Source organism: Pseudomonas sp. NPDC096917 (assembly GCF_044762555.1).
Taxonomy (GTDB): domain Bacteria; phylum Pseudomonadota; class Gammaproteobacteria; order Pseudomonadales; family Pseudomonadaceae; genus Aquipseudomonas.
In genome coordinates this window covers 64658-85521 of record NZ_JBIWEO010000020.1, presented here as the reverse complement: position 1 = coordinate 85521, position 20864 = coordinate 64658, and the positions used below count along the sequence as shown (strand labels likewise).

Here is a 20864-nt window from a genome sequence, read left to right as displayed (position 1 = left end):
GACGCATCATGGCGGATGGGCTCCAGAAAGAAATCGGGAGCACAGCATCCGGGATCACGCGGCGGCTTTGAATGTGGGGTTCATGGAGCGGTTACAAGCTTTGAAAGAGTGGAAAGCAAAGTATGGCGCCGACGTCGTCGAGGGATGGCTTAAGAAGTAAAAACTGCTTCACCTGAAAAAGGGCCCAGAAGGGCCCTTTTTAGTGGCAGCGCTTGACTCAAAGTAAATAATTTCGGCGTCAGCTCACAGCCACGTGGCGCATCTTCCCATATTCGTAGCTTCCTACGGTATGAATGGAAACCTACATTCGGCCAAAAAACGGTCAGTCAGCCTCGGCATAGCAGGCGTTCCTAGGCGTCGTGAATCAGACCTTTTTCAAAATTCGGATTATCCTTCTGGAAGTGTTTAACCAAATGGTATTTTCCGATGTTTTCAGGGTTCGATAAAATATCAGGGAAGTCGTTGTCAACGACAATGATCTGGCACGCAATATTTTTCTCTTCTGCAAGTTCTACCACGCTCAATAGCTGGGAATATATTCTCTCGTAAATGGCAGGATCTGACACGGAGTCATTGTCATCCAAATTCCTTTTTCGACCAATATTCTGTCCTGGGGTATCGATCATCAAAAACGGAGGAATATTGCAGCTAGCCTCAAGGGCATAGCTCAGTCGCGTAATATACATGCCAATTGACATGACGGTTCTGACTCCGCCAGAAAGATGGTCGTAGTAAGACATATTTCTAAAGCTAGGCACAAATTGATTACTATAAGAAATTCCTTGCACATTCTGGACGCCACTGTTTTCCATATATCTGGAAAAAGTGCTTCTCAGTTTCGCGATAATTTCCTGTACACCAGTTAGTCCTGCTTCTATATCTTTGATTAACAAATCAAGGTTTGATATGACAGATTGCTTACTGTTAATTTTCTCTTGCGTTTCGCCGTACTTCCTATAGATGGACAGGTTTTTTTTCAATGAAGCCAAATCTACATGGGCCTGAACCTTGGCTTTTTCTGCCGTCTCAATCATCGATATCAGCGGAGATAAGCTTGATAGGTTGTTGGTATCAAAAAGCTGAGTGTGCTGCTGAATCTGAAGTTCCAGCGCCGATGCCTCACTCTGCAGTACCCCTGCCCTTTCCAGTGCGTTCTTTATAGTATCGTCAAGACCGGAAAGTTTATTGTTAACGGATCGCTCAACCGCATCGATTTCTTCCTCGGGTATAGCTTGAGTCGCGATGGGCAAGTCTGTACTGCACATAGGACAGGCGATAGTCTTTTCGAGAGGGGTACTGGAGAGAAATGGCCGCGCTAATTTTGAAAGCTGTATGTTATCCAGCTCAATACGATAGGTGCTTTTCAGCTTGGAGAAATCTGTTATGCGCTTTTTAATCGAACTGATATTTCTGTTTTTCTCATCCAACTCGCTTCGCAGCAGCCCGATGGTTTTTCGGAGCTCTATAGAAGCCTTAGAATTGAAGGTAAAATCCATTTTTACTTTTTGTACGGCCTCATCCAGATCTTGAATAAGTTGTTTTGCATCCTCGATTTTATCTCCGAAAGCAAACTCATCAAGAGGCACGCCAACTTCTTTCAGAAATTTAGACAGAGTCTCCTGCGTGCTCTTCAGCTGCCTAAGAATATCGTTCTCCAATTTTCTCTGAGTCTGTAAAGACGCCATCCGTTCGTCATGAATATTATAAACGAACTTTTGGACCGCCACATTCTTGATAAATACCACCTGGTTTTTATAATCAAGAAGCGCATCAGACCCTACTTCCGTTTGTTTTAGAAACATCAACTTCATGAGATCTCTAAAGCTGAGTCTATCTTCATCGGCATTAACCCTAACCAAAGACTCCTTGATTTTGACGCGAGCTATACCGAGCTGTTCAAGTATGAAGTCTGATAGCCATCCATCGGGCATATCTCCAGTAGAGTCAGCGGCCATGAACTGAGGAAAAACGTCGGCTCGATCTTCGTAACCGCAAGAGAAGACTTTTACTGCAGTTCTATGCTCGCGAAGAGAGCGTTCAATCGTAAAAATTTTTCCATTGAATGAGACCTCAAGAAAAAGCGTTCTTACCTTCGCCTTTACTTCCTCGTAAAGTATTTTTTTATTCGAACCGCCCAAGCAGTAGTTTATCATGTGAAGGATAGTAGACTTACCAGAGTCCATTGAGCCTCGAATGATATTCAATCCCGCTTTAAAGTGCGATTCGTATGCGCCATTGATACCCATCAGTATCAAGCGATGCACGATTAAAGAGGGTTTGCTATCCATTATTCACCCAGTATGATTTTGTTAACAACTAATTCAGTTTTTTGCGCCAAGCCTTTGACCGCGACTATCTGACTCTCAAGGTGTATTTGTGCTGATATCTCTGCTGCAGGGGGAGAGATTAAACATCTAACAAAAAAAATCCCATTTTCCTTAACAAGTTCAATGATTCCTTCACCACACAGCTGCATTACCTTAGCGAGAAAGTTTTGCTTGTCGAACGTTTGAGACTTGCTAATTTCAGAGTTATAGAGTGCTTCAGAAATATTTATTGCAGATTGCGGCCCACTCAGAAACTGACAAGCCCTTCTAAATAATTGAGGATTTTTTACTATATAATCAATTTGCTGCGCTTTGTATATGGATAACTGAAGCTTTCCATTTCGATTTGCTGAAAGTATGTGAGCGATAAGCCAAGCACGATAGAGAGCGGAGTAGTGTTCCTCTCGAAGGTCAAAAAATGTGTAATCTATGCTCATTTAAGCATAGCCTTGATATCATCCATGGTTGTGCCATTCGACCATGTTACAGTGGTGCAAGGCTTGTTAGCCTCTTGGTGCAACAAGCCTTTTTTATGGAGAAAGTTAATATAATTCGCGCCAACCTCAAGCGCATGCCTATCTTCGCTCAGCAGTTTTTGGTGTACCTCTGCAAAAATCATGTTGGGAGTTGAACCAACACCTTCATGATAATTGAATGTTTGCCTATAGAGCGAGATAACCTTGACTCTCAATGCTAGTAGCATTTTTTTGTCCTCCTCGTCGGCTGCCTTGGTTATGATCTCCGCATTGAAAAATGATTCCTTCGCATCCTCCACGCCTTTTTCTCCTATATCGCAGAGAATCATTTTTATTACAAATATCTCTTTATCATAATCAGGCGATGCCTCTTCATAAGTCAGCAGTGAAAGCTTTTGCATTTTAGTATTTTTGGCGATTTTTTTTAGGAACTTTTGAACCGCCTTATAAGCACTATCTGCCTTAGAAACTGGCTTGCAGATCGTATTGTGATCATGGGGAATATTCAGAAATTTGCTGATAAAAGGAAGACCGCTTGACTCCGGGACATACTGGTCATGTTGCCCAATAATATAGACAGATTCTGGAAGTGTGCTTTTTTTGTCGACCCATCGATTATTTAGATCGCTATTGTAATAATTTAACGGAACCAACTCCTTGCTGTTAATATTGAGCAAGGCGAACAACATTGAATCCAACGAGCCTTTATGAGGAACAGCAATAGATCCATATCCTATTATATCCGGCCCGTCACCGCGCACATGACTTAGTATAACCTCCTTGCAAATCAATCCACCCATACTGTGACCGATGAGCACAACGCCCTCATAGTCATCCAAGTTCAGCTGTATGAAGCTTCTGAGCTCATCGGCCAAATTCTTAAGCGGTCGGTTGTATCTGACCTTAGGACGAAACCCGAATAGCGATATGGCCTTCTGTATTAAATCCGCATGAAATATATCTGTAATTTTCGAAAAATATTCGAACTCAACCATATCAAAGACTTCTGATAGATCGTCTTCCGTCAACAATAAGTCTTTGAATTTTTCGCCGCCGACATTTTTCCACGTGCTACTACCGCCAGTGAAACCATGCACAAAAACTACCGCCACGGGTTTCTTCGTTTCGCTCATACCAGCCTCAAATCCCTAGGAAGCTAAACACAACTTCTTGACGTTAAATTATTGAAATGTAGCACCTGTGACGGCAATGAGCCATCTGACGTGTTTTGTAGCAGACCTTGAGGTGTATGCATACGTCATCGTGGCGGACACCAAGAAAGGATTTTTTCCTAACGCCAATGCGACTGGATGGACCATGCTGGGGATACAAATGGCGTTCATACGCTAATTCACTCAGAGGGACTCATGGAATCAGCGCACGTCTCAGCCATCATTTCAGCTGCCGCCGGTATCAGCGGGGTCCTACTCGGTAACATTTTCGTCCTAATCAAAGAATGGTGGACTAAGCGGAAAACGGCCAAGCAGGACACCACTTACCTTGGGATTATTGTCGTCTCTCATTTGGATCGGTTTGCCACTGGCTGCCTTGATGTTGCAGTAGACGACGGGACCCAATACGGCCAGCCCGCTGGTGAGCGCGGTGAATATGTGCCTGTTATTACCCCACCTGATTTTCGGCCTCTAGACCTTGACGTTGAATGGAAGCTGTTACCGATGGATCTGATGTATTCGATTCTTCGACTGCCAGATCAACAAGATCAATTGCAAGGAAACCTTACTGGAATCCATCAGTTCAATTACGACCCGCCGGACCATGTCGAATATTTTCAAGCAAGGCGCCGGGGGTATGCTGTGCTAGGGCTGCAGGCATCTGATCTAGCCAAAAAACTTCGCTCATATGTTGGGCTTCCTGCTGAGGAGCTTGATCTCGGTGAATGGAGCCGGGATAACAGCATGAAAGACGTAATATCGGATATCGACGCAAGGCTCAGCGAACGTCTCTTGCGAAATGCGGCTCGGCAGCAGCAATAAACGCTGACCAATAACAAACAGAAAGCAGCCACATTTCCGTAGCGTGGTGATTACAGTCAGCTATCACTCAAGGAGCAAGACCGATGGCCATTGAAGACATCAAGCAACTGGGTACCGTGAACGGCGTGACCCAAGTCCAGGGCTTGTTGGATCAGGGGTGGGTGATTGTGGCGGTGTGCGTGATTCAGGACGGCACCAGCCAATAGGCCGAATACCATTTGGGCAAGCCGGCCGAGCAGCCGGAGCAAGTCGGCATGCTGCTAAAAGGTGGCGGTTTTCAGCAAACGGTGAAGTGAGCCTGCCGCGTTACGAATAACGCTGCTTGTGTAAAAAAGCCCCCCACGTCTGAGACACCGTGCAGGGGCCTTTTTGTGGACGCTGTTTTCCACCCACTGGACGCCCCCGTAGTCTGTTTTTACGCAAGGGGGCCGCTCACTTGCACAGGACTACGCCGGACATGCACATCAATGACCACCAGGAATTAACCAGGCTGCTCGGTACCGGGTTGGTCCCCGCAATCGTGCTGGATGAATGATGCAGCGTTGGAATGGGCGCTGGCTAATGCACGGTGACGCCGTATGCTGTCGTCAGTGCCAGGTTCCCCAATGGCCGAGCAGCGCCGAGTAGCCCGTTGAACATCGAGCCCACTGCCCCACGACCCCGTATCAGTACCCTTGGCGCGCCCTGGCCGAACTGCTGCGCGAATTGCCATGGGGCCGTTGTGATCAGGCAGCTAACGTGTGCGGATTGCGGCTTTAACGATGACCACTAGCACCTTAGCCATGCGAACGCCGATTGACGTAAATCGTTACACCGTTCCACGTTGTTACACAGCACACCCCATACGCTTTCAGTCGGTGTACAACTATTTTATTGTTTAAAATCAATGTGTTACGACACTTGGTTACACCTGCAACACGAGTTACACGCCATTTAACAGGTATTTGCCCCACCCCCCCCCTTATGCAATGCGTACCCTCAGCGAGGAAACTCAGGCAGGAGCCGGGGGCCCCTGAGACAATGAGACAGACACGGGGTCGGAAACCCGCGTGATCGTGTTAGCGGAAAAGTGCCCAGCTTAGTGAACAGGTGAACCGGGTGAACCATGGTTCACCAGTGCAATTGCACAAGGTATTGGGATGTTGCGGGGGGACCCTGAGCATTTCTGAAGGACACGGGGCAGATAACCCACGCGTTCGTGTTAGCGGCTGGATTTTTTAAGTTGGTTGACAGGTTGACGGAGTTGACTCGGTTGACGAACGCCAAACGTGCGTTATCAGCAACACAAAGGGGCATCATTACCAACACGGTAACGATGACCCTTTTTCTTCAAGATCCTTTCAATTTCAACGTTTGAAATTTCAGTAAGGTGGGGTGCCTGTCGCTAACAAGATCCCGCGGGTTTCCGACCCCGTATGATGTTGCTGCCTCCAGGGTCCCCCGCACCATTCAGATCAATTTCTTCCATAGCTACTACCAAATGACATTGCAAGCATCTACGGCTCAAGCTGTATTCGCTGAGTGATTACGCAAGCGAACGACGTCACGTGCTACAGTGGCATTGTGCCAACAGCCTGATTAGGCATCGGCCATAAAAATAGCAAAAACAGCATCGATTGTTAAAAGCTGCTAACTAAACAATTTCCTTCACCAGCTATTGAACGGAAACAACTAATGCTGACGATTAAATCACCTAATAACTACAACGAAATGCTTGAAGGGCTAAACAAAGGAACATTTTTCACCACACTTATACTTTTTATTGCTCTTCGCTACTTTGAGACAATCCCCAAAATCATTATTCCAGAATCATTAATACCGCCACTAAAAGACTACAAGGAACTTATAGATTGGATAGTCTCATTCGGCGCCATACCTTTAGCCGCTGCATTCCTAGCAGCTTTTTTGAGCAGTTTCTTTGAGATCCATAATAAAATCTCAAAACTGCTCGGCATCAGATACATCTGGGATAAATTCTTTATCATAAAGCCAATGCTTAAAAGTGCGAACATAAACAAACAGCTGAATCGCGCTGAGACAAAGTTAGCCATGAACAAACTATACTATCCAGAAGCGAAGAAAATTGATCAGCATTACGTTCAGCTGTTCTGGCGATACGCTATGTTTTTCTGGATTTTTTTTGAGCACATCTTCGTTGTTCTAACCACCACCTGCGCCCTTGAGTTCATCTACAGAGACAAGTCATTCACTGGACTATGGTTATACCTACTTGCACTGTCAGTAGTCACGCTCGCACAATGGTATTTTGTGACTGTTAAAAAATCCAAAGACCAAGCCAACAAAATATCTGTAAAAGCCATTAAAAAATACTTCAAATAACAAGGACGTAACTCATGAGATATCTAGTCAATGGCAACCACATTCGTTCAGAGAACGCCGCAAAGCCACATACGCAAAAATCAAAGCCAGTAGATGACTATTTGCTTTATAGCGGTAAAACCAACTCAGCGCTGGACTTTGGCTGTGGAAAACTAAGATACTCGGACACACTAACAAAAATAGCTACGACCGTTACTTTTGTAGACTCTCAAATACAACTTTCTCGAAGACAAGTAATAAGAGGCGAACAAACATCCGTAACTGAATTTGTGTCGAAAAACTATCCAAACTGCAAAACGATACCATTCGAACAAATCCAGAACCACCAAGAATTGTACAACCTAATAACATGCACAAACGTTCTCTCTGCGATCCCATGCAAAGAAACCCTCAACAGCGTAATATTAATTATAAAAAAACTACTCTCCAGTGATGGGATTGCTGTATTTATCAACCAACACCGAAGCTCGTACTTTAAAAAATTCGAATCCGGCAAGAAACATTTAAATGGCTATATATACAGCAATCAAAAATCCACTTCTTATTATGGAATCTTCAATAAGGTAGTCACACAAGACCTGCTTCTTGAACACGGCTTTGAAATTATTAAGTCTTGGTGTGTAGGGGAGAGCACTTTTGTGGAGGCTCGATCACCGCTGGTTGCTAGCTAGGCTCACCGTCGGAAGGCCTTTTCAGCGAACCGTAGACACGAGCATCCACGGCAAGAATCTGAATATTGGATTTATAATCGTTTGGGATTAAGCTCTGTAGCGTCGAAAAGCGTGTATCCCCGCTTGTATCCCTAGCGATATAATTTGACTGCAAGCCACGAAATTTATGGAAACTTCGAGTCTCCCTCGGGCACCATCTTAAAAAAAGACCTTGAATTTCAAGGTCTTTTTTTTCGCCTGTAGAAAAGTGGGTGTAGCCAGAGTTAACGAAGCGGATCAATGGGGCTTTGTTAGATCATCACTCTCATGGAATCAAGGCGACGCAGCCCGGCGTGGCACAACGCCCAATACTGATCAGTTAAGGGATTGAGCCTCATTAGGGCCAGCTTGTCTGACGATTTTTTAAAAGATCAAAAAATCGCGAGGCAACCCGCTCCTACAGAAGCCATAAGCCGACTGACATTCCCAAAAAGCTTTTTTTCCTCTTCCAAAAAAGTCATCATCCACCACCCCAATCACGCCACAGGCCCACATGGAACTCCCGCTGGAGACAGTCGCTCTTTTCTCTCTCAAGCTCGCCTATGAATCAGACGGCCAAAGTCCGATTCTGCGCGACGATCTGGTGATGGGGGATTACCAGCGCGATGTATTTGCCTTGCTGGTGCGCAAGGGCGATCTCGACACTATCCAGAACAAAATGGACGAATGCCTCGACTTGGCCATGGACGCCATTGGCGGTGCAGACACGCCCATGGGCCGCGAGCTGCACAGGTTGTCGCTGGGGGTCAAAAACGCTCAAAACCTTGAGCAGCTGCATGCGCCGCTCTTAACGCTCAAGGATTACCTGAAAGACATTCAGTGATTACTGGTCTTGAAAGGTTTCGATGTAAGCCAACAGGTTTTCGATTTTCTCTGGGTCGCTGATGCCCCAGAAGATCATCCGCGTCCCACTCACGACTTTTTTCGGTGCTTCAATGTAGGCGGCCAGGTTTTCGCGCGTCCACACCACACCTGAGTTTTTCATGGCCTCGGAGAACTGATAGCCAGGGACTGTTCCGGCCAACTGGCCTATCACGCCGTTCAATTGCGGGCCGAACCCGTTACGTGCGTTTTCTCCGATGCTGTGACACCCGCCACAGGTCTTGGCGAATAACTTGCCGCCCGCTTCTGCATCGCCCGCCGCAGTCGCCCAAGAACTGAACAGCGCAGTATTGAAGATCAGAAAGAGGGTCAGTAAGGTTCGGTGCTTCATAGGCGACTCCACATCAGGTCGGGGTGTTCAGGCAGGCGCCAATATAGCCCAGCAGCAAAACGCATCACGAGACCCAGATCATTTGTTTCGAGAAACCTGCGTTCTGGCACTAGCACAGCGCTGCGATAGGGAAAGCGTCCACACCGCTCAATCAGATGGCGGCCCCTCTGTAGGCGCAGCCTTCACCCGCGTCTAGGGGCCTATCAAACACATTTGCCAAACCGCTTGGACACTAACGCTCAACGCATCACTTGCTCAGCTAGCAACACCCCCGCAATCACGATCATCGCTGCGCCAGACATCCGGCTGATGTTTTTCGCCGCGCTGGGTCGGGTCCGCAACACGGCTTTGGCGCCGAAACCGACCATCAAATACACCCCACCACAACTCAACGCATGCAGTGCGCCCAAGGCCACGATTTGCGCAGGAATGGGCCACGTGGATGACGGATTGGTGAACTGCGGCAACAACGCTAAAAACAGCAATAACACCTTGGGATTCATGCCGCTGACGCATAAGCCTTTCCAGGCCCAGCGCCACCAGGAGTCATTAACCTGCACCGGCCCTGATTCAGGGGCCGAAGGGTGGCGGAGCATGTTGACGCCCAGCCATAACAGGTACAGAGCACCAGCCACCGTCAACACGGTGAGAATCATCGGATTGCGCGACACCAGACCGCCAACGCCTGCCGCCACAATCACCGTCGCCAGCAAGTGGCCAGAGAGCATTCCTGCTACCGCAGGCGTGACGCGGCGCCCGCGCATCCCTGCAGAAATCGCGTAGGCCCAATCTGCGCCGGGGGTGATGATGAACAAAAAAGACACCGCCCAAAAAGCGGCCAATACACTGAGAGTCACAGGGATCTACCTTCTAAAGGGGCTGGATGGGTAAGCGTCACGCCGTTTAAAGCCGAAGCCGCCAGTAGAAGAATAGGGAAATGCTGATAGGATTATCTTTCGTTTATCCCCCACAGCCGTTGTCACGCTAGAAGGTTCTTCCAAGTGGATCGAATTGATCGCAAGATTCTTGCTGAGCTGCACGCCGATGGACGATTGTCTCTCACTGAGCTCGCGGAGCGCGTGGGGCTGAGCCTCTCACCTTGCCACCGGCGGGTGCGGGCACTTGAGGAGTCGGGGGTGATTCTGGGCTATCGCGCCCTGCTGGCGCCGAAAGAACTGGGCCTGGGCTTTTCAGCGATTGTGTTCGTGACCTTGCGCGAAGTGACCCGTCAGGCCATCGCAGACTTTGAGGCGGGGCTGCCGAAGATCCCGCAGATTGTCGAAGCGCAAAGGCTGTTCGGCGACCCCGACTACCTGCTGCAAGTGATCACCAAAGACTTACCCGCCTTTCAGCGCCTCTACGATGAACACCTCACCTCACTGCCCAACGTACAGCGGCTGGTCTCGACCCTGGTGATGAAAAGTGTGATTCATGACCGGGTGCTGCCGCTATAAACCCGGCATCAAACCCGCCGCCAGCGCATCCAGCAACGCCCTGACCTTGGGCAGCGCCTCGCGGCTTTTTGGCCACACCAGATTGATCGCCAAGCCCTCGCTTGCCAGATGTGGCAGCACTTCAACCAAGGTGCCTTCTGCCAGTTGTTGCTTGATCAACCACGTGGGGAGCTGCGCAATCCCGCATCCCGCCTTCACCGCCATGACATGGCCTTCGCCATCGCCCACGATGAACTGAGCGCACATCACCCGCAGCTCGATCTCACCGGGTCGGCTGCCCGCAAACCGCCAGGGGCTAACGGTGCCATCTGCCCGACCATAGGCGACACACGCGTGGTGCTGCAGGTCGCGGTCGGTCAACGGTTCGCCGTGCTGTTTGAGGTAGGCCGGTGAGGCGCAGAACACATGCCGCTCGCTGCCTACATAGCGGTGCCCCCACGCCGCAGGCCACACATCCGGGCCGCCCACACGCACCACAATGTCGACGCCCTCTTCAACCGGGTCGATAAAACGATCCGAAAACGAAATGTGCGGCTGCAATTGCGGGTGCTGCTTAACAAACGTCAAAACCACCGGCAGCGCCTGCAAACGTCCGAAGGCGGCGGGCAGATCAATTCGAATCCGACCACGTGGTTCGGTGTTTTCGGCTTGCAGCGATAATTCGGCTTCTTCCAGGTCAGCCAACACGCCGGTGCAGGTCTGGTAAAACGCGGCGCCCGCGTCGGTGAGTGACAAACGCCGAGTCGTGCGATTGAACAGGCGCACCTGCAACCGGCTTTCCAGCCTGGCGATGCCTTTGCTGACCGCAGATGCCGTGAGGTTCATGCGCTCGGCAGCCGCCTTGAAACTGCCGGAGTCGGTCACACAGACAAAGACATCGATGCCCTTCAAGCGCTCGGAAGAAAACATGGCGGCCTCTTATTCGTGAATTCAGTTCATGCAATTCGGTAAAAGGTATCGTAAATACGATCTATTTTCCGCAGTAAGCTTTGGCATCACGACTCTGATCATCAACAAGGCGCATTTATGACCTCGCTCAAGCCCACCGTATTAATTACCGGCGCCACCGGCCAGATCGGCGGTGACACCCTGCGCCTGCTGTTGGCAGACGACAGCATCACCCTGGTCGCGGCCGTGCGCTCAGACGCCAAAGCCGAGCCGTTCAAGGCGCAAGGCATTCGCACAGTGATCATGGACTTCGATAAAGAAGAGACCCTGGCACCCGCACTGCAAGGCATTGATCGTGCCCTGCTCGTCACCGGCTATACCGTAGAAATGCTGCGCCAAAGCAAAGCGTTTCTGGACCAGGCAAAAAAAGCGGGCGTGCAACACATCGTGCACCTCGGCGCGTGCGGACGTGACGACACCACCATTGGCCATTGGGCCTGGCATCAGTTGGTAGAACGTTACATTGAGTGGTCAGGGTTCTCGTTCACCCACTTGCGCCCAGAATGCTTTATGCAAAACCTGCTGAGCTATGACGGCACTCAAGCCGTTAAATCAGGGGTGATTGAGCAATACACGGGCAACACCGCGTTCAATTGGGTCGATGGCGAAGACGTTGCCCGAGTGGCGGCACAAACGCTGCTGCATCCGCACAAACACGCAGGCCAAACTTACCGCTTGGGCTATGACATCCAGTCTTACGGCGACGTAGCCAACATCATGACCCGCCTGCTGGGCCAGCCATTTCGCTACAACGCACAACCACCGGAAGTGTTTTTGGAAAACATGCGTGCAGCAGGTGCCGAGATGGCCTACATGAACTGCGTGCACGACAACTTCAAGCGCATGGCCGCAGACACCATCCCCGGTGTACGGGACACGTGTGACAACTTCGAAGCCATCACCGGCCGTCAGCCCGTGCGCTGGGAAGACTTTATACACAAGCACCGCAGTGCTTTTGTGTATTGATGCAAATCAGATCTGCACCTCAATTCCTGTAGTCGCTGGCGCAGCAGCGGCTACAGGTGATGAGTGTCAACCCCGCTCAATCGCAAAATTGCTCCACGATTGGCTCACGGGCATCAACTCAAGGCTGTTGATGTTGATGTGCCTGGGCTGGTTAAGAATCCAGAAAATAGTCTCGGCGATGTCGGCGGGCTGGATGGCCTGCGCACCGGCGTACACCGAGTCGTACTTGGCTTGGTCCCCGGCAAAGCGCACCAGTGAAAACTCGCTTTCGCACAGCCCTGGCTCCAGATTGGTGACTCGCACGCCCGTGCCTTGCAGGTCACAGCGCAGGTTGAGCGAGAACTGGCGGACAAACGCTTTACTCGCGCCATACACGTGACTGCCAGGGTACGGCCAGTTACCCGCAATCGATCCCAAATTCACGATCCCGGCGCCCGCACCATGGGCGATCAAGCGCGGGAGCAATAAGCGCGTGCTGTACAAAAGGCCTTTGATGTTGGTGTCGACCATGGTGTCCCAATCATCCAGGGAGCACTGCGGCGCAGGGCGGGTGCCCAGCGCGAGCCCGGCGTTGTTGATCAGCCCGCGCAAGCTGTTGAAGCGGGGGGGCAGTTGGTCGATGGCTAACTGCATGGCCGCGCGGTCGCGAACATCGAGCACCAGTGGCAGCACCTCAGCGTGGGTCGAGAGTTCGTCAGCCAGCGCCTGCAAGCGCTCTTGTCGACGCCCGGTGAGCACCAGCGACCAACCGGCAGAGGCAAAACGTCGAGCGCAGGCTTCGCCAAAACCAGAGGTGGCGCCGGTGATAAAGACAGTCGAGGTCATAAAAAAGCTCCTTTGAGAACGTCAGGACCACGCCCGGCCCAGCAGGCCCACGCCCGCCAGCACCAGCAGTAGCCATTGAGTGACACGTGCGGCCTGCTCGGCCTGAACCCGCAGGAACAATTGCTGGCCCAGCCACAGCCCTAGCAGCAAGGCGGGCAACATCAGCAGGGCTTGCCAGGCGGTGTCGGCAGGGATCGCCGACGCGGCGGCCAACCCGAACAAAGCCGCAATATCGACTGCGAAAAAAAACATGATCAAGGTCGCGCGTAACGCCTGCGCCCGCAGCCCACAATGGCTGAGCCAGGCCACCACAAGTGGCCCGCCAATCGAGAACGCGCCAATCAGCGCACCGCTGCTGCTGCCAATCAACCAGGCACCCGCGCGACCATCGCCCATCGGCAAGCGGATCCGCGCCAACCCAAGAATCGCCAGCAAGCCCACCAGCAGATAAACCCCGACCGTCAGCCCGCCACTGTCGAGCCCGGTCAACAGCCAAATCCCGCAGGGCACGCCACAGGCGGCGGCCAGCAACAAGCGCTTGAGCAGCCGATAATCCGCTTCGCGCCAGGCGCTGCGTAACAGCATCACGCTGGAGGCGACTTCCAGAAACAACACCAGCGGCACCGCCCGTTGCAATGACCCGAGCATCGCCAGCCCGACGACCGCAATCGCGGCAAACCCGAAGCCGGTCAGACCGCGAACAATTGCCGCCACCAGCACGCAACCCGCGCTCAAGGCCCAACAGACTTCAGGGTTCATACACAGCTCCAAGGTGCTCAATGGCGCCACTGTAGTCAGCCGCGAAGCACGGGTTTAGATCCAGCCGGGGCTTTCGATGGTGCCAAGACTGGACCCATCAAAAGCCCCGCCTGGATCTAAGCCGCACGCCTGAGCATGACTAGTCTGCGAGCAACTGGACCGCCCAGACCTTTCACTCAGGAGTGACCCGCATGGCGACGAATCTGAACCACCAATGGATGCCCTTCACTGACAACCGCGAATTCCAGCGTGCACCGCAGCTGTTTGTCCGCGCCGAGGGCGTGCGCTACTGGAGCGCCGAAGGTCGCGAGTTGCTCGATGGCAGTTCCGGGCTGTTTTGCAGCGCCGCCGGCCATGGCCGAACCGAAATTGCCGAAGCGGTGTGCAAGCAACTGCTGACCCTGGACTTCACCCCACATTTTCAGCGTGCTTCGCCGCTGTCCTTTGAACTGGCCGAGCGTCTGAGCGAGCTGCTGCCACAGGGCCTGAACAAACTGTTCTTTACCAACTCCGGTTCCGAGTCGGTGGACAGTGCCATGAAGATTGCCCTGGCCTACCACCGCGCCCGCGGCGAAGCCCAGCGCACCCGGTTTGTGTCCCGCGAATGGGCGTATCACGGGGTTAACTTCGGCGGCGTCGCACTGTCCGGCATGATGCGCAATCGCCAGGCGTTTGCCGCAGGCGGCCTGCCCCACGTCAGCCACATGCGCCATACCTGGCAAGAAGATCAGCGCTACCAGTTGGGCGAGCCACAGCACGGCGCCGACCTGGCCAACGACCTGGAGCGGATCATCGCCATGCACGGCGGCGACAGCATTGCCGCCTGTTTTGTCGAGCCGATTGCCGGCTCGATTGGCGTGTACGTACCGCCCGTGGGCTACCTCAAACGCTTGCGCGATCTCTGCGACAAACATGGCATTTTGTTGGTCTTTGATGAAGTCATCACCGGCTTTGGCCGTACCGGGCAGGCGTTTGCCGCGCAGAGCTTTGAGGTCAAGCCCGACCTCATCACCATGGCCAAAGCCTTGACCAATGGTGCGATCCCGATGGGCGCGGTGGCGATCGACGAAGCGGTTTACGACACAGTCATCAACGCCAGCAAAGGGGGCGGACCGGAACTCTTCCATGGCTACACCTACTCCGGGCACCCGGTGGCCTGTGCGGCCGCGTTGGCTTCGCTGGATATTTACCGCGATGAGGATGTGTTCCACAAAGGCGCCCAACTGGCGTCGTACTTTCTGGAGTCCTTGAGTGCGTTGAAAGATTTGCCGCAAGTCAGTGATGTGCGTGGCTATGGGTTACTGAGCGGGATTCAATTGACGCCGGGCGAAGCGCCTGGAGCCAAAGGTGCGCGCATGCAGCGAGCGCTGTATGACGCGGGGCTGCATGTAAAAACCACCGGTGACGCGATCATCTTTGCCCCGGCACTGGTGACTGGACGGGTGGATCTGGATGCGATGTTCAGCATTCTTAAAGACACCTTGGGACGCGAGGTTTTGTAAACACCTCTTTCCTGTGGGAACTGGCTTGCCAGCGATGCGGCCCTGCAATCAGACCGCGCCGATACCATCGCTGGCAAGCCAGCTCTCACAAGGGCATGCCTTAAGCTATTTGTCCTGCATCTCCCGCCACGCCGCCCCTAACGCGGCAATCCCCGGCTCTATCAACTCTTCGCAGATCGCCCCAAACCCCAGCCGAAAGCAATTCATCGGCCGCGGCTCGCTCACGTAATGAATGTCCCCCGGCTCAATCAACACCCCACGCTTGGCCACCAGCCGTTGCAGCACCCAGGCATCCACCCCCGCCGGGCAGTTGACCCACAGCGATGATCCGCCCGCCATGCCGCTGGCATGAACCTGAGGCAAGTGCTCGGCGATGGCCCGACTGATCACCCGCCATTTGCGCGCAAGCCGGTCACGCAGGCGCCGCGCATGCGCATCGTAATGCCCCATCGATAAAAACAACGCCAGGGTGCGCTGATTATTCGACGGCGGGTGCCGGTAGATGTAGCGCCGCATCGCCCGCAATTCATGAATCAACTCGGCATCCGCGGCTATAAACCCCAACCGCACGCCCGGCAACAGGCTTTTGGTCAGGCTGCCCAGATAGATCACTCGCCCGCTGTCATCAAAACTCTTGAGGGCCGGGTGGTTACTGCCCAGGAAGTTATGCTCGTTTTCGTAGTCGTCTTCGATGATCAAAAAGTCTCGCTCGCGGGCGCTGGCCATCAGTTCCAGGCGCCGATACAGCGGCATAGTCACGCCCGTCGGCGATTGATGGCTGGGGGTGCAAAACAGCATTTCGCAGGTGTCTAGCTGTTCATTCACGACCAGCCCCTGACGGTCGATGCGCAGCGGTTTAAGGGCACAACCGCGCTGACTGAAGATGTTGCGCGCATCCACATAGCCCGGCTCTTCCAGCCCCATCACCAACCCCGGACGCCCGAGCAATTGCGCCAGCATGTACAGCGAGTTTTGCGTGCCGATCGTTACCAACACCTCTTGCGCCGACATGCTGATCCCGCGTTTGGGCAGCACGCGCTGGATAATCTGTTCGATCAGCAGCGGGTCGTCGAGCATCACTTGGTCATCGACCCAACTGCGCATGTGTGCGCCGGTACTGGCGATGCGCGCGCAGTCTCGCCAGCGCGCGGCTGTCTGTTCGTCAGCTTCGACCTGACCGTAGATGAACGGGTAGCGGTATTCACGCCAGTTACGCGGCTTGACGATGGCCCGCAGCCGCGACGAATGGCATTGCAGGCGCGCGTCCCAGTCCGGCGCATGGTCGGGGCGCTCGAAGATTTTTTCGATGGCCGGTTTGAGGCTGACGTTAAGTTGCTGGCGCAGGTATTTCTCGTTGATGAAGTAGCCGCGTCGATCCGATGGAATCAAGTAGCCATCCTGAACCAACTGCTCGTAGACCAGCACCACCGTGTTACGCGACACCTTGAGCAATTCACACAGCTTGCGCGAAGACGGCATCGGCTCGCCGGGCGGCATGGCGCCATCCAGAATCGCGCTGAGCAGGCTCTCGCGCAGTTGCTCCTGCAAACCACGGCTCGCCTCAAAAGGTCGGAAATAACGCTCCAACATGGTTCAAGCTCCTTTCCCGGCGCACCCTTATGACGCACCAATATCGCTACAACCCTTGTCACGCAAGGCCTGCAGCGACCTCTGGCACCAACGATTGCGGCAACTGGATCTAAAGCAAGCTTTGGGCCGCCGCCTAAGATCGGGCTGACTCAAACAACGTCTTTACCTTCCTGGAGCCTCACCATGCTCAAGCCCCTGAATACCTGGATTCGTCGTGCTGTCTTGTTGCCACTCACGGTACTGACCTTGAGCGCTGGCGCTGCGGCGCACGCACAAACCGTGACTATCGGCGTGCAGAGCATGTTTGCCCCCTGGAAAAACGCCATCGTCCAAAAGGAGTTTGAAAAGGCCACCGGCTGGGACATCAAGTGGCGCAACTTTGACAGCGGCGGCGACGTGATGATGGCCATGGCCTCGGGCGATGTGCAGATCGGCGTGGCGGGCAGCAGCCCGATTGCCGCCGCGGTCAGTCGCGGGGTGGATGCGCAGTTGTTCTGGATACTCGACAACATCGCCGACGCCGAAGCGCTGGTGGTGCGCAACGGCAGCGGCATTGTCGCGCCGCAAGACCTGGCCGGTAAAACCCTCGCAGTGCCGTTTGTCTCGACCACGCACTTTCACGCGCTGTTTGCCCTGGAGCAGTTCGGCCTGACCGGCAAAGTCAAAGTGATCAACCTGCAACCCTCGGACATCCCGGCGGCGTGGGAGCGCGGTGACATCGACGCGGCCTTTATCTGGGACCCGGCGCTGGGCCGCCTCAAGCAAAGCGGCCATGTGCTGCTGACCTCTGGCCAGTTGACCCACTGGGGCAAGGCCACGTTTGACGGGCTGGTGGTGGATAAAAAATTCGCCGTACAAAACGGCCCTGGCATGCAGGCGTTTACCACTGTGCTGCAGAGCAGCACGGCGGACTACGTCAACGCGCCGAACACGTGGACCGCCGATTCTGCACACGTGATCAACGTGGCCAAGCAGTCTGGAGCCAAACCTGAAGAAGTGCCGCCGGTGCTGGCGCTGTACCAGTTCCCGCTGGCCAGTGAACAGGCCAGCGCCACATGGCTGGGCGGCGGTGCAGCCCAAGCCTTGAGCGCCACCGCAGAGTTTTTAAAGGCGCAGAAGAAAATCCCCACGCTGCTGCCCGACTACAGCGTGGCGATCAACCCCACGTTTGTGCAGAACATTCAATAAGCATCCCCACACCTTCGGCAGCTACCACACGCCTCAACTCCACTGATGAGGGAACACCCCATGAGCCTCAGCCTCAAAATTCATGATGTGTCGGTGCTCTATCCAGGGCAGCAAAAAGGGCAACCGGTGCGAGCCTTGTCCGGGGTCAATCTGGACATTGCCGCCGGCGATTTTGTGGTCGCGCTCGGGGCTTCGGGCTGCGGTAAAACCACACTGCTGAATCTGATGGCCGGGTTTATTCAACCCAGCAGCGGGGTTATTACTTTGGGCGATTACCACGGTCAGGTGCCGGCCCAGATCAACGGCGCCGAACTGCGTGATCAAGTCACCGGCCCAGGCGCCGAGCGCGGTGTGGTGTTTCAAAAGCACGCGCTGTTGCCGTGGCTCAACGTGATCGACAACGTGGCGTTCGGGCTCAAGCTGCGCGGCATTCCCAAGGCCGAGCGTGAAGAACGCTCCCTGCATTTTTTGCAGTTGACCGGCTTGGCGGAGTTTCGCAATCACGCCACCTATCAACTCTCGGGCGGCATGCAACAACGGGTCGGCATTGCCCGCGCCCTGACCAACGACCCGAAAATGCTGCTGCTCGACGAGCCGCTGGGCGCACTCGATGCGCTGACCCGCGAACGCTTGCAGGAACTGATTCTGGAGATCTGGCAGCGCACGCAAAAGATGATGTTTTTCATCACCCATGACGTCGAAGAAGCGCTGTTCATGGCCACTCGGCTGATCATCATGTCGCCGCGTCCGGGGCGCATCACCCATGAGTTTTCGGTGGACTTTGGCCAACGCTTTCTCAAGTGCCGGGACGCCCGAGCGGTAAAATCCAGCCCCGACTTTATCGCCCTGCGCGAGCAGATTCTGAGCATCATCCACGGCGATGAGGAGGCCGCGTAATGAGCCTGTTAGACGACAAGCAACGCAACGCCGTACTGCGCACCCTCAACGAATTTCGTCGCGCCGCGCCGGCCAAACCCGGCGAGCAATATGGCGCACCAGGCAATGGTTCAAGTACCGCCCTGAGTCTGGGCACTGTCGTGGGGGTGTTTGCCCTGTGGTTTTTGGCCACCAACAGCGGCTGGATCAAACCGCTGTTCCTGCCCTCGCCTCAAGCCGTATGGGCGCAAATCATTGACGTCAGCCGCGACGGTTTTGCCGACGCCAGCCTCTGGACGCACATCGGCTGGAGTGCGCTGCGGGTGTTCGGGGCCTTTGCACTGGCGGTGGTGACGGCGATTCCGGTGGGTATTTTGATGGGCGTTAACCGAGTTGCCCGTGGCGTGTTTGATCCGCTGGTGGAGTTTTATCGCCCACTGCCTCCGTTGGCGTATTTGCCGCTGGTGGTGATCTGGATGGGCATCGGTGAAGGCTCAAAAGTGCTACTGATCTACCTGGCGATGTTTGCACCGCTGGCCTTGAGCGCCCGGGCCGGGGTCAAGTCGGTGGCTATCGAACAAATCCACGCGGCCTATTCGATGGGCGCCAGCCGCGGCCAGGTGCTCAAGCACGTCATCATGCCCGCCGCCCTGCCGGAAATTCTGACTGGCATGCGCATTGCGATTGGTTTTGGCTGGACAACGCTGGTGGCCGCCGAGATGGTCGCTGCCACGGCCGGGCTTGGGTTCATGGTGCTCACCGCGTCCAAGTTCATGGCCACTGACGTGGTGATCATGGGCATTTTGGTGATTGGCGCACTGGCACTCCTGTTCGACCTCGGCATGCGCTGGCTAGAACGCAAACTGGTGCCCTGGAAGGGCCGCGGCTGACCCAGCCTGAAGGGGCTGCAAAAGCAGGACTGCTGTGCAGCCCATCGCAGCCTTGGGCCGCGGCTACAGAGTTAGGCCCGCACCAGGCCCCGCAACACCGCGACGGTCTGTTCACGCACGATGCCGATCAGTAAGGCGTAACGCTCGGGCGTGATGGCGTCCCAATCCAGCGAGCTCAACGATTTGGCACGGTTCAGGTGAAACGGCAGTAACTGGCCGGTCAGGCTCATGGCGCGCAAGATGCACTCTTCGTCACTGGCCGTCGGGCCTATGAGCCGCGAAATGATGCCGCTGGTCACGCCAATGATGCGCTGGCCAATACGCTGGCTGATCATCTGCGCCCCCGAATTCGGCCCCAGCCCCGCCTGCTCGCGGGCGTAGAACTTGCGCCAGTTGTGGGTGCGATTCGACACCAGCATGAACTCGCCGATTTTGCCCTGCACCGTGCAGAAGGATTCGATCAACTGCTCGGTATCTGGCCGGGTGCCGAGCAACGCCTGAGCCGCCTCGATGGTCGGCGCCAGGTAGTCGCAAGTGCGCTCGACCATGTACTCGGCGCAGGCCAGGTACACCCCTTCCTTGTTCTTGAAATAGTAATTGAGCGCTGGCGCGTTAACCCCGGCCAGCTCGGCAATGTCGCGGGTCGACGCGCCTTCAAAGCCGCGCTCGCCAAACAGGGTCAGGGCCGCTTCGATAATCCGCAAGCTGGTTTCATCCCCACATGTGTAGCCGCCTTCACTGGCAGGACGCCGCCTATGAGTGGTGGTGGTCATGGGTATCTCCTTATTTCGATGAAGGCATGAGTG

22 protein-coding genes are annotated in these 20864 nt (G+C 54.1%); 12 read left to right on the top strand and 10 right to left on the bottom strand.

All coding sequences use genetic code 11. The features are described from left to right. Window positions 1-82 precede the first annotated feature (82 nt). Window positions 83-160, top strand: a complete 78-nt coding sequence (locus ACIQYF_RS20370; protein WP_402865424.1) for a hypothetical protein — start codon at window positions 83-85, stop codon at window positions 158-160. 190 nt (window positions 161-350) lie between these two features. Here the strand turns inward: ACIQYF_RS20370 and ACIQYF_RS20365 are convergent, their stop codons facing one another. The 3 genes from ACIQYF_RS20365 to ACIQYF_RS20355 are packed head-to-tail and all read right to left on the bottom strand — an operon-like array spanning window position 351 to window position 3936. Beyond that, on the bottom strand, window positions 351-2288 hold the full coding sequence (locus tag ACIQYF_RS20365; protein WP_402865418.1) for an AAA family ATPase: 1938 nt from the start codon (window positions 2286-2288) through the stop codon (window positions 351-353). Then, the gene (locus ACIQYF_RS20360; RefSeq protein ID WP_402865416.1) at window positions 2288-2764 is read right to left on the bottom strand and encodes a hypothetical protein; all 477 of its coding nucleotides are present in this window, start codon (window positions 2762-2764) and stop codon (window positions 2288-2290) included. The genes ACIQYF_RS20365 and ACIQYF_RS20360 overlap by 1 nt, the downstream gene beginning before the upstream one ends. After that, a complete protein-coding gene (locus tag ACIQYF_RS20355) occupies window positions 2761-3936 on the bottom strand; it encodes an ABC-three component system protein (protein ID WP_402865414.1) in 1176 nt (391 codons plus the stop codon). Before ACIQYF_RS20355 ends, ACIQYF_RS20360 begins: the two co-directional genes overlap by 4 nt. 234 nt (window positions 3937-4170) lie before the next feature. Between ACIQYF_RS20355 and ACIQYF_RS20350 the strand changes: the two genes are divergently transcribed. From ACIQYF_RS20350 to ACIQYF_RS20330, 5 genes are all read left to right on the top strand, one after another. Continuing rightward, on the top strand, window positions 4171-4797 hold the full coding sequence (locus tag ACIQYF_RS20350; protein ID WP_402865412.1) for a hypothetical protein: 627 nt from the start codon (window positions 4171-4173) through the stop codon (window positions 4795-4797). 83 nt (window positions 4798-4880) lie between these two features. After that, a complete protein-coding gene (locus tag ACIQYF_RS20345) occupies window positions 4881-5003 on the top strand; it encodes a hypothetical protein (RefSeq protein ID WP_402865410.1) in 123 nt (40 codons plus the stop codon). Between the two features lie 1468 nt (window positions 5004-6471). Next, entirely contained in the window at window positions 6472-7137 is a 666-nt protein-coding gene (locus tag ACIQYF_RS20340; RefSeq protein WP_402865408.1) for a hypothetical protein, read from the top strand. 14 nt (window positions 7138-7151) lie between these two features. Further along, window positions 7152-7808, top strand: a complete 657-nt coding sequence (locus ACIQYF_RS20335; RefSeq protein ID WP_402865406.1) for a methyltransferase domain-containing protein — start codon at window positions 7152-7154, stop codon at window positions 7806-7808. Between the two features lie 532 nt (window positions 7809-8340). Further along, window positions 8341-8670, top strand: coding sequence for a hypothetical protein (locus ACIQYF_RS20330; RefSeq protein ID WP_402865404.1), 330 nt, complete (start codon window positions 8341-8343; stop codon window positions 8668-8670). Here ACIQYF_RS20330 and ACIQYF_RS20325 read toward each other — a convergent pair whose 3' ends face one another. Continuing rightward, entirely contained in the window at window positions 8671-9060 is a 390-nt protein-coding gene (locus tag ACIQYF_RS20325) for a c-type cytochrome (RefSeq protein WP_402865402.1), read from the bottom strand. Window positions 9061-9299: 239 nt separating this feature from the next. Further along, complete coding sequence (locus tag ACIQYF_RS20320; protein WP_402865400.1) at window positions 9300-9917, bottom strand: LysE family translocator; 618 nt, start codon at window positions 9915-9917, stop codon at window positions 9300-9302. Window positions 9918-10061: 144 nt separating this feature from the next. On the opposite strand from ACIQYF_RS20320, the gene ACIQYF_RS20315 reads away from it, so the two are divergent. Further along, on the top strand, window positions 10062-10514 hold the full coding sequence (locus ACIQYF_RS20315) for an Lrp/AsnC family transcriptional regulator (protein WP_402865398.1): 453 nt from the start codon (window positions 10062-10064) through the stop codon (window positions 10512-10514). On the opposite strand, the gene ACIQYF_RS20310 is transcribed toward ACIQYF_RS20315, so the two are convergent. Next, window positions 10509-11423 (bottom strand): LysR substrate-binding domain-containing protein, encoded by a 915-nt coding sequence (locus tag ACIQYF_RS20310; protein WP_402865396.1) that lies wholly within the window; start codon window positions 11421-11423, stop codon window positions 10509-10511. The genes ACIQYF_RS20315 and ACIQYF_RS20310 overlap by 6 nt on opposite strands. A 117-nt stretch (window positions 11424-11540) precedes the next feature. On the opposite strand from ACIQYF_RS20310, the gene ACIQYF_RS20305 reads away from it, so the two are divergent. Then, window positions 11541-12428: an SDR family oxidoreductase gene (locus ACIQYF_RS20305; RefSeq protein ID WP_402865394.1), complete on the top strand. Its 888-nt coding sequence runs from the start codon at window positions 11541-11543 to the stop codon at window positions 12426-12428. Window positions 12429-12494: 66 nt separating this feature from the next. Here ACIQYF_RS20305 and ACIQYF_RS20300 read toward each other — a convergent pair whose 3' ends face one another. Both ACIQYF_RS20300 and ACIQYF_RS20295 read right to left on the bottom strand, forming a co-directional pair. Next, entirely contained in the window at window positions 12495-13253 is a 759-nt protein-coding gene (locus tag ACIQYF_RS20300; protein WP_402865392.1) for an SDR family oxidoreductase, read from the bottom strand. Between the two features lie 21 nt (window positions 13254-13274). Continuing rightward, window positions 13275-14012, bottom strand: coding sequence for a TSUP family transporter (locus ACIQYF_RS20295; protein WP_402865390.1), 738 nt, complete (start codon window positions 14010-14012; stop codon window positions 13275-13277). Between the two features lie 191 nt (window positions 14013-14203). Between ACIQYF_RS20295 and ACIQYF_RS20290 the strand changes: the two genes are divergently transcribed. Then, window positions 14204-15514 carry an aminotransferase class III-fold pyridoxal phosphate-dependent enzyme gene (locus ACIQYF_RS20290; RefSeq protein ID WP_402865388.1) on the top strand — a complete coding sequence of 437 codons (1311 nt, stop codon included), beginning with the start codon at window positions 14204-14206 and terminating at the stop codon, window positions 15512-15514. 105 nt (window positions 15515-15619) lie between these two features. Here the strand turns inward: ACIQYF_RS20290 and ACIQYF_RS20285 are convergent, their stop codons facing one another. Then, a complete protein-coding gene (locus tag ACIQYF_RS20285) occupies window positions 15620-17104 on the bottom strand; it encodes a PLP-dependent aminotransferase family protein (RefSeq protein ID WP_402865386.1) in 1485 nt (494 codons plus the stop codon). Window positions 17105-17287: 183 nt separating this feature from the next. On the opposite strand from ACIQYF_RS20285, the gene tauA reads away from it, so the two are divergent. The 3 genes from tauA to ACIQYF_RS20270 are packed head-to-tail and all read left to right on the top strand — an operon-like array spanning window position 17288 to window position 20058. Then, entirely contained in the window at window positions 17288-18292 is a 1005-nt protein-coding gene (gene tauA, locus ACIQYF_RS20280) for a taurine ABC transporter substrate-binding protein (protein WP_402865384.1), read from the top strand. Window positions 18293-18352: 60 nt separating this feature from the next. Further along, window positions 18353-19189 (top strand): taurine ABC transporter ATP-binding protein, encoded by an 837-nt coding sequence (locus tag ACIQYF_RS20275; RefSeq protein ID WP_402865383.1) that lies wholly within the window; start codon window positions 18353-18355, stop codon window positions 19187-19189. Beyond that, window positions 19189-20058, top strand: coding sequence for an ABC transporter permease subunit (locus ACIQYF_RS20270; RefSeq protein WP_402865381.1), 870 nt, complete (start codon window positions 19189-19191; stop codon window positions 20056-20058). The genes ACIQYF_RS20275 and ACIQYF_RS20270 overlap by 1 nt, the downstream gene beginning before the upstream one ends. 71 nt (window positions 20059-20129) lie before the next feature. Here the strand turns inward: ACIQYF_RS20270 and ACIQYF_RS20265 are convergent, their stop codons facing one another. After that, entirely contained in the window at window positions 20130-20831 is a 702-nt protein-coding gene (locus tag ACIQYF_RS20265; protein ID WP_402865379.1) for a CerR family C-terminal domain-containing protein, read from the bottom strand. Window positions 20832-20864 lie beyond the last annotated feature (33 nt).

Bases quoted from the DNA above. Each gene is read 5' to 3' on its own strand.
- ACIQYF_RS20370 (WP_402865424.1), top strand. From the start codon at position 83: ATGGAGCGGTTACAAGCTTTGAAAGAGTGGAAAGCAAAGTATGGCGCC.
- ACIQYF_RS20365 (WP_402865418.1), bottom strand. From the start codon at position 2,288: ATGGATAGCAAACCCTCTTTAATCGTGCATCGCTTGATACTGATGGGT.
- ACIQYF_RS20360 (WP_402865416.1), bottom strand. From the start codon at position 2,764: ATGAGCATAGATTACACATTTTTTGACCTTCGAGAGGAACACTACTCC.
- ACIQYF_RS20355 (WP_402865414.1), bottom strand. From the start codon at position 3,936: ATGAGCGAAACGAAGAAACCCGTGGCGGTAGTTTTTGTGCATGGTTTC.
- ACIQYF_RS20350 (WP_402865412.1), top strand. From the start codon at position 4,171: ATGGAATCAGCGCACGTCTCAGCCATCATTTCAGCTGCCGCCGGTATC.
- ACIQYF_RS20345 (WP_402865410.1), top strand. From the start codon at position 4,881: ATGGCCATTGAAGACATCAAGCAACTGGGTACCGTGAACGGCGTGACC.
- ACIQYF_RS20340 (WP_402865408.1), top strand. From the start codon at position 6,472: ATGCTGACGATTAAATCACCTAATAACTACAACGAAATGCTTGAAGGG.
- ACIQYF_RS20335 (WP_402865406.1), top strand. From the start codon at position 7,152: ATGAGATATCTAGTCAATGGCAACCACATTCGTTCAGAGAACGCCGCA.
- ACIQYF_RS20330 (WP_402865404.1), top strand. From the start codon at position 8,341: ATGGAACTCCCGCTGGAGACAGTCGCTCTTTTCTCTCTCAAGCTCGCC.
- ACIQYF_RS20325 (WP_402865402.1), bottom strand. From the start codon at position 9,060: ATGAAGCACCGAACCTTACTGACCCTCTTTCTGATCTTCAATACTGCG.
- ACIQYF_RS20310 (WP_402865396.1), bottom strand. From the start codon at position 11,423: ATGTTTTCTTCCGAGCGCTTGAAGGGCATCGATGTCTTTGTCTGTGTG.
- ACIQYF_RS20305 (WP_402865394.1), top strand. From the start codon at position 11,541: ATGACCTCGCTCAAGCCCACCGTATTAATTACCGGCGCCACCGGCCAG.
- ACIQYF_RS20300 (WP_402865392.1), bottom strand. From the start codon at position 13,253: ATGACCTCGACTGTCTTTATCACCGGCGCCACCTCTGGTTTTGGCGAA.
- ACIQYF_RS20295 (WP_402865390.1), bottom strand. From the start codon at position 14,012: ATGAACCCTGAAGTCTGTTGGGCCTTGAGCGCGGGTTGCGTGCTGGTG.
- ACIQYF_RS20290 (WP_402865388.1), top strand. From the start codon at position 14,204: ATGGCGACGAATCTGAACCACCAATGGATGCCCTTCACTGACAACCGC.
- ACIQYF_RS20285 (WP_402865386.1), bottom strand. From the start codon at position 17,104: ATGTTGGAGCGTTATTTCCGACCTTTTGAGGCGAGCCGTGGTTTGCAG.
- tauA (WP_402865384.1), top strand. From the start codon at position 17,288: ATGCTCAAGCCCCTGAATACCTGGATTCGTCGTGCTGTCTTGTTGCCA.
- ACIQYF_RS20275 (WP_402865383.1), top strand. From the start codon at position 18,353: ATGAGCCTCAGCCTCAAAATTCATGATGTGTCGGTGCTCTATCCAGGG.
- ACIQYF_RS20270 (WP_402865381.1), top strand. From the start codon at position 19,189: ATGAGCCTGTTAGACGACAAGCAACGCAACGCCGTACTGCGCACCCTC.
- ACIQYF_RS20265 (WP_402865379.1), bottom strand. From the start codon at position 20,831: ATGACCACCACCACTCATAGGCGGCGTCCTGCCAGTGAAGGCGGCTAC.